This is a genomic window from Streptomyces milbemycinicus (genome assembly GCF_002154605.1).
GTDB lineage: Bacteria > Actinomycetota > Actinomycetes > Streptomycetales > Streptomycetaceae > Streptomyces > Streptomyces milbemycinicus.
In genome coordinates, this window is the sequence record NZ_MUNE01000813.1 from 1 (window position 1) to 6939 (window position 6939).

8 protein-coding genes and 1 pseudogene are annotated in these 6939 nt (G+C 70.7%); 1 reads left to right on the forward strand and 8 read right to left on the reverse strand.

Going from position 1 to position 6939, the window contains the following annotated elements:
* The 5 genes and pseudogenes from CCN51_RS46830 to CCN51_RS46850 form a co-directional block, all read right to left on the reverse strand.
* A pseudogene (locus CCN51_RS46830) lies at nucleotides 1–1332 on the reverse strand (universal stress protein); the annotation flags it as partial.
* Between the two features lie 216 nt (nucleotides 1333–1548).
* Entirely contained in the window at nucleotides 1549–2433 is an 885-nt protein-coding gene (locus tag CCN51_RS46835) for a hypothetical protein (RefSeq protein WP_043486611.1), read from the reverse strand.
* Nucleotides 2434–2716: 283 nt separating this feature from the next.
* Nucleotides 2717–3511, reverse strand: a complete 795-nt coding sequence (locus tag CCN51_RS46840; protein ID WP_014175859.1) for a DUF3710 domain-containing protein — start codon at nucleotides 3509–3511, stop codon at nucleotides 2717–2719.
* A 1-nt stretch (nucleotide 3512) separates the two neighbouring features.
* Nucleotides 3513–4040: a dUTP diphosphatase gene (gene dut, locus CCN51_RS46845; protein ID WP_043486613.1), complete on the reverse strand. Its 528-nt coding sequence runs from the start codon at nucleotides 4038–4040 to the stop codon at nucleotides 3513–3515.
* Nucleotides 4041–4101: 61 nt separating this feature from the next.
* Entirely contained in the window at nucleotides 4102–4680 is a 579-nt protein-coding gene (locus CCN51_RS46850; protein WP_014175861.1) for a PaaI family thioesterase, read from the reverse strand.
* Between the two features lie 59 nt (nucleotides 4681–4739).
* Here CCN51_RS46850 and CCN51_RS46855 point away from each other — a divergent pair, with 59 nt between their 5' ends.
* Complete coding sequence (locus tag CCN51_RS46855) at nucleotides 4740–5186, forward strand: DUF3093 domain-containing protein (RefSeq protein WP_014175862.1); 447 nt, start codon at nucleotides 4740–4742, stop codon at nucleotides 5184–5186.
* 27 nt (nucleotides 5187–5213) lie between these two features.
* On the opposite strand, the gene CCN51_RS46860 is transcribed toward CCN51_RS46855, so the two are convergent.
* The 3 genes from CCN51_RS46860 to CCN51_RS46870 all read right to left on the reverse strand — a co-directional run.
* A complete protein-coding gene (locus CCN51_RS46860; RefSeq protein WP_014175863.1) occupies nucleotides 5214–5924 on the reverse strand; it encodes a hypothetical protein in 711 nt (236 codons plus the stop codon).
* 14 nt (nucleotides 5925–5938) lie between these two features.
* Nucleotides 5939–6241, reverse strand: coding sequence for a DUF4193 domain-containing protein (locus CCN51_RS46865; protein WP_014175864.1), 303 nt, complete (start codon nucleotides 6239–6241; stop codon nucleotides 5939–5941).
* Nucleotides 6242–6708: 467 nt separating this feature from the next.
* Nucleotides 6709–6939: sensor histidine kinase (locus CCN51_RS46870; RefSeq protein ID WP_143676122.1), on the reverse strand; the 231-nt coding region annotated here is incomplete at its 5' end.

Sequence of the window (6939 nt, forward strand, 5' to 3'; positions counted from 1 at the left end):
GGGTGAAGTAGTAGTTCAGCAGCAGCGAGCCGACGGCCGCCGAGGCGAGGGCCGGCAGCAGCCCGCCGAGCAGCGCCGCGACCACGGTGAGGAACAGGAACAGCAGCACCTCGTTGGCGAAGCCCGGTCCGCCGTCGGTGGCCAGCGCTCCGCCCGAGTGGGTCAGCAGCAGGGTGAGCAGCACCGGCCCGGCGACCCCGGTCAGCCAGCCCGCGATCAGCCGGGTGCGGCCGAGCCGGGCGCCGCGCGCGACCGGCAGCCNNGGGTGACGATGTGGACGTCGAGGTCGGGCCCGGAGTCGCGGGCGACGGTGACGCCCACACCGGGCCCGAAAATGTACTGCCAGGTCTTGCGGCGGCTGGAGCCGAGCACGATCTGGGTGGCGTTGACCCCGCGCGCGAAGTCCAGCAGCGCACGCGGGACGTCCTCCCCGATGACGTGGTGGAAGGTGCCGCCCAGGTCCTCGACGAGGGTGCGCTGGACCGCGAGCTCCTTGGGCGAGGCCGAGGTCAGGCCGTCGCTGCGGGCGACGTAGACGGCCAGGACCTCGCTGCCTGAGCCCTTGGCCGCCATCCGGGCCGCGCGGCGGATCAGGGTGCGCCCCTCGGGGCCGCCGGTGATGCCGACGACGATGCGCTCGCGCGCCTGCCAGGTGGAGCGGATGCTGTGCTCGGAGCGGTACTGCTGGAGGTATTCGTCGACCCGGTCCGCCGTCCACAGCAGGGCGAGCTCGCGCAGCGCGGTGAGGTTGCCGGGCCGGAAGTAGTTGGACAGCGCGGCGTCGACCTTGTCCGGCTTGTAGATGTTGCCGTGCGCCATCCGGCGGCGCAGCGCCTGGGGCGACATGTCGACCAGCTCGATCTGGTCGGCGCGGCGGACGACCTCGTCGGGCACGGTCTCCCGCTGCCGTACCCCCGTTATCGACTCCACCACATCGCCCAGCGACTCCAGGTGCTGGATGTTGAGGTTGGTAACAACATCAATACCCGCCCGCAGCAGCTCCTCGACGTCCTGCCAGCGCTTGGCGTTCCGGGAGCCGGGGACATTGGTGTGGGCGAGCTCGTCGACGAGGACGACGGCGGGGCGGCGGGCCAGGACCGCGTCCACGTCCATCTCCGTGAAACGGGCCTCGCGGTACTCCATCTCCCGGCGCGGCACCTCCTCGAGGCCGCGCAGCATCACCTGGGTGCGCGGCCTGCCGTGGTGCTCGACGAAGCCGACGACGAGGTCGGTGCCCCGCTCGACCCGCCGGTGTCCCTCGGACAGCATGCCGTACGTCTTGCCGACGCCCGGCGCCGCGCCGAGGTAGATCCGAAGCTTCCCGCGTCCCATGGTCTCATTTTCCCCGTTGGGCGTTTTCTTGAGGAAACCTGTCTTCCGGCCGCTTTCGATCGCCGTTTACGGCTCTCTGACGGCTGTGACCACGCTCTTGACGCTTCTTTTACGCCCCCCCCTGGCCTGCGGAGCAAAAAGCCGGTGAGCCGCACTCCGAGGGAGGGAGTGCGGCCCACCGGCGCCGCTGGCGTCAGGCTTTGCCGACGACCTGGATCAGCCGGATGCCAGCGAGCACCCCGCCAGGGCGTCAAGACCAGAGGGGGCGGTCGCGCCCTGGCGGGAGATCGAGATGCGGATGCGGTCGATGGTCGAGGTGCGCTTGTCCTTCAACGGGCCGAGGATCGCGTTCTGGACGAAGTTCGGACCACCCTGGCCCACGGACGAGGCCAGCCGCTTGTTGGCCTCGTCGATCTGCGTCTGGAGCAGCGCGATATTGCGGTCCACCTCCGCCTGGGCGGCGGCGGGCACCGCGCCGACCTTCGAGGCGACGTCCGGACAGCTGATCGACTGCCCGGTCCCGTTGCCGGCCCCGGCGTCCGAGCCCGCGCCGTCCTCCGCCCCGGAGCCCGGATCCGTGGGTTCGGCGGTGCCCGGAGCGGTCGCGGGGGGCTCCGCCGCGCCGCCGGAGCCCGCGTCGGAGCCCTGCCCGGCGCCCGCGTCACCGCCCAGGGAGCACTCGGCAAGCGCGTCGAGGCCCTGTGGCTTCTCGGCCTGGCGGCCGATGGAGATCGCGATGCGGTCCAGGGTGGACTTCCGCTTGTCCGCCAGCGGGCCGAGGATCGCGTTCTGGACGAAGTTCGGACCACCCTCGCCCGCGGATGAGACCAGCCGCTTGTTGGCCTCGTCGATCTGCGTCTGGAGCAGCGCCAGGTTGCGGTCCACCTCCGCCTTGGCCTTGGCGGGGATCTCGGGCAGGGAGCCCGTCACATCGGGGCAGCTGATGGTGGACGCCGCTTTGGTGCTGGCATCGCCGCTCGATCCCGAGCCGTCCTGCCCGGCCATGGCGGCTCCCACCGCGACAGCCGCACAGGTAACACCGCCGATGGCACCGACAACCAGGACGCGCCGACGGTGCAGTAACGGAAGGCCACGGGACATCTGATCACCTCGTGAGGTCACAAACAGCAACGGTCTACTGGTGGCGCCCCGTCCTGCCCCTGCTCCGGGTCGCGCAAGGTCTCGCGCCCATCAGTACGGGCCGGGTGACGGCTGTGTTCAATGTGCCCCGAGAAAAAATCCGCCCCGGCGAAACCGCCGCCGAAAAGCGGAAAGAGCTGCCGCCAGAAGCGGCGTCCGGACAGCCCGAGGGGCCCGGGAGACTGGCTCCCGGGCCCCTCGGACTCGGCCGGCAACAGCGACAGCGCGCAGAGCGCGCGTGCGCTCAGCGCACCTCGCTGATCTCCGGCCCGCGCTGCAGCCGGTCGGCGCCGCCCGCGAACCGCGAGCCCTGCGCCTCCTCCTGCTGCACCCCGTCGGGCACCATCTGCGCATCGTCCGGCAGCTTGAGGACGATCGGGTCGCGCGGGGCCATCGGGCCCTCGCCGCGCACCACGACCGTGTCCCGGAAGATCGCTTCCAGCAGGCTGCCGGTCTCGGGCTGCACCGCGCCCTGCCCGGAGATCACTCCGCGCAGGAACCAGCGCGGCCCGTCCACGCCGACGAAGCGGACCACCTGCACACCGTTCTTGCCGTCCGGCAGCTGCACCGGCACCTGGGCGCGCAGCTCCCAGCCGAGCGGGCCCTCGACCTCGTCGACGACCCCGCCCTGCTGGGTGATGCCGGTGGCGATCTCGTCGCGCACCTCGCCCCAGATGCCTTCCTTCTTGGGCGCGGCGAACCCCTGGAGCTGGACGGCGCTGTCCCGCAGCACCACGGTCGCGGCGACGATCGCGTCACCCGCGACCTCCACCCGCAGCTCCATGCCCTCGACGCCGGGCACGAACAGGCCGCCCAGGTCCACTCGGCCCTCGCCGGGCTGACGCACCTCGGACACGTCCCACGGCCCTTCGGGGCGCGGCGCCGGGGGCAGGCTCACCCGCTCGGCGACGGCGTCCTCCTCGGGGTCCGCGGCACCCTCGGCGATTTCGGCGTTTTCGCCGTCCTCGGCCAACTCCTCGGAGGCCACGTCGAGCGGCTCGACGTCCTCCTTGCTGCGCTTGCGGCGACGTCCGAACACGTCATCGTCCTTCCCGGTCGGAACCGACCGAAGCGTACCTATTCCCACCCGTTGCCCTGCCCGTTGAACCGTCCACTGCGGCATGACCGCCGGTGGACCCGAACCCCCCGTCGGCCCGCGCCGAACCGGGAAGCTCCGCCACCTCGTGGAAGCGCACCTTCTCGACCTGCTGGACGATCAGTTGGGCGACCCGGTCGTAGCGCTCGAACCGCACACTCTCGCGTGGGTCCAGGTTGACCACGATCACCTTGATTTCTCCACGGTACCCGGCATCGATGGTCCCGGGCGCATTCACCATGGCGACCCCACAGCGGGCGGCGAGTCCGGACCTCGGATGCACGAAGGCGGCATACCCGTCCGGGAGCGCGATAGACACTCCGGTCGGCAGTACCGCGCGCTCGCCGGGGGCGAGCTCGGCCGCCTCGGTGGTGACGAGGTCGGCACCGGCGTCGCCGGGATGGGCGTACGCGGGGATCGGCACCTCGGGGTCCACCCGGCGGATCAACACATCTACGGGCGTCACAGTCACGCCTTCCCCTTTGCCTGTCCCATTGCCTCTGCCTGTGCTCGCTTGTTCGGCCGCCGAGCGCTCACGGATTCACCTCGAACGCGCGCGCGACCTTCACCTGGTCCGGATCGGCGAGCGCCGCGTCGATCTCCTCCGAGCGGCCGTTCTTGATGAAGTGGTCGACCTTGACCTCTATGAAGAGCGCGTCGGCCCGCACCGCGACCGGGCCGTCCGGGCCGCCCGTCCGGCCGGTGGCCATGCAGTAGATCTTGCGCCCGTGCACCGCCGTCACCCGCGCGTCCAGGTGCAGCACGGTGCCCACGGGCACCGGCCGGAGGAAGTCCGTCTCCAGCCGTCCGGTCACCGCGATGACCCGCTGCAGCCAGCTGAGCGCCCCCAGCGCCTCGTCCAGCGCCGCGGTCAGCACCCCGCCGTGAGCCAGGCCCGGCGCGCCCTGATGGCCGGTGCGCACGGTGAACTCGGCCGTGACGCTCACACCGTCGCCCGCCCGGAGCTCGAGGCCGAGACCGTGCTCCTGGCCGCAGCCGAAACACCCCTCGTAATGCGCACCGAGGACGTCCCCGGGCGCGGGGGCGTCGGGGTGCCGTACGGGTGCCCTGGCGCCGTCCGGCGGCTTCAGCGCGGTCTTTGCTCCACTCACATCGGCTGACCTTACCCGCGCGGGAAGCACCGGTCGGCGGCCATGCCAAGCTTGGGCCCATGCAGCCTTACGAAGAACGCCTGACCGCACCCCGTTCATGGTGGTTCATCGCATTTCTGGTCGGGGTCGCAGGGGCGTTGATCATGCTGCCCTTCGGGACGCTGCCGATGCTCGGCGGTCTGATCGGCGGGGCGGCGGCCGCCGCGGTCGTGGTGAGCGCCTACGGTTCGGTGCGGGTCCGGGTGGTGGCGGGCTCTCTGGTCGCCGGTGAGGCGAAGATCCCGGTGTCGGCGCTGGGGACGGCCGAGGTGCTGGATCGCGACGAGGCGGCCGCCTGGCGCACCTACAAGGCCGATCCGCGGGCGTTCATGCTGCTGCGCAGCTACATCCCGACCGCGCTGCGGGTGGAGGTCACCGATCCGCAGGACCCGACGCCGTACGTCTATGTCTCGACCCGCGACCCCGAGGCCCTGTCCGCCGCGCTCTCGGCCGTACGGGCCCAGTAACCGCCCGGCCCCCACCGGCTCGGTGGATCAGGCATCCAGCGGCGGAAGCGCGCCCCAGGGCACCTGCCGGGCGCGCAGATCTTTGCGGATCTTCCGGGCGAGCTTGTTGGTGTCGCGCCGGTTCATCGCGGCGCCCACGGTGGCGCCGATCATGAAGGGCGCGAGGTTCGGCAGATTGCGGAAGCTGCGCTTGAGGACCTGCTGGCGCAGCTCACGCTTCGCTTGAACGCCGAGCGCGGCGTTCACACTCGCCGGGACGGCGGCGGCGTCGATGCCGCGCTCCTCGGCCCATGACCCGAGATAGGCGATGGCGCGCTGCCGGCCGGTGCCGGGCGCGCGCACCCCGTAGACCTCATGGAGCTCGGCGATGAGCTTGATCTCTATCGAGGCGACGCCGATGATCTCGGCGGCCAGCTCGGTGGGCATGGCGGGCGGGGCCGGCAGCATCGCCGCGGCGCCGACGCCCGCGCCCACGGTGGAGGTGCCGTTTGCGGCACCGGCCACCAGTTTGTCCGCGATCTCTTCCGGGCCGAGCCCGGGGAACTGCTTGCGCAGCGCGGCGAGGTCGCGGACCGGAATCCGCGGAGCGTTCGCGACGATCCGATCGGCGACCGCGTAGACCCCCGCTCTAGCGCGCTCGCCTCCCTTACGGGCACCTCGGCCGACAGCGGCCGCGAGCGAGGCCAGCCGGCCTCGCTCGACGTGCGCCTCGGTCACGTCGCCGTGCTCCGCATCCACGCCGGACCCGCGGCTTACGCCGCGCAGTCGCGGCAGATCGGCTGGCCGTTCTTGGTCTCGTTGGCCAGCTGGCTGCGGTGGTGCACGAGGAAGCAGCTCATGCAGGTGAACTCGTCGGCCTGGCGGGGCAGGACCCGCACGGACAACTCCTCGTTGGAGAGGTCCGCGCCGGGCAGCTCCAGCCCCTCGGCCTGCTCGAACTCGTCCACGTCGACGGTCGACGCGGACTTGTCGTTCCGCCGGGCCTTCAGTTCCTCAATGCTGTCCTCGTTGACGTCGTCATCGGTCTTGCGTGGGGTGTCGTAATCCGTTGCCATGTCGCTCTCCCCCTCTGGGTGTCTGCGGTGTCTCCAGCGCACGTAACGCGTGAGAGGCCGGACTTGTGCCCGACCCGAGGCGGAGATTTTGCCTCACATCAAGGTCTGTTACTCAATCGACACCCAACCGCACCCCTGAAGAGGTGATCGGCTTGGATGGCGATCGGGACCGTACACGGTCCGAATGTCGCACTCACATGCGCCCTCACGTGTACTTCCCGTGATCACGACCTCCGGAAACCCGGACTTTCCCGGCTTTCCACCAGTCGCGACGATCACACAGAGTATATGGCTTGAAATTCGCCCATGTGATCGATCACACAGGATACAGGCGGGGGTCGGATCGCCAAAATTCCTCCCAAAGCGAACAAGGTGGCGACTGCGTTCCTGGAACTTCTTCTCGGCCTCAGCCGACTCTCAGCTGGTCTTCAACCAGGGGTGCCTTCAGCCCGGCGCCCCAGCCAATATCAGACCGGGAGCACGACCCGCATCACCAGGCCGCCGCCGTCCCGCGGCTCGGCAGTGATCTGGCCGCCGTGCGCGCGGGCCACAGAGCGGGCGATCGACAGGCCGAGCCCGACGCCCTTGTCGCTGCCCGTGCGCTCGGTGCGCAGCCTGCGGAAGGGCTCGAAAATGTTGTCCAGCTCGTACGCGGGGACCACCGGCCCGGTATTCGCCACCACCAGCACCGCCTGCCC

What these genes read in the sequence shown, in the direction of transcription:
- CCN51_RS46855 (WP_014175862.1), top strand. Translation starts at nt 4,740, where the DNA reads ATGCAGCCTTACGAAGAACGCCTGACCGCACCCCGTTCATGGTGGTTC.
- CCN51_RS46835 (WP_043486611.1), bottom strand. Translation starts at nt 2,433, where the DNA reads ATGTCCCGTGGCCTTCCGTTACTGCACCGTCGGCGCGTCCTGGTTGTC.
- CCN51_RS46865 (WP_014175864.1), bottom strand. Translation starts at nt 6,241, where the DNA reads ATGGCAACGGATTACGACACCCCACGCAAGACCGATGACGACGTCAAC.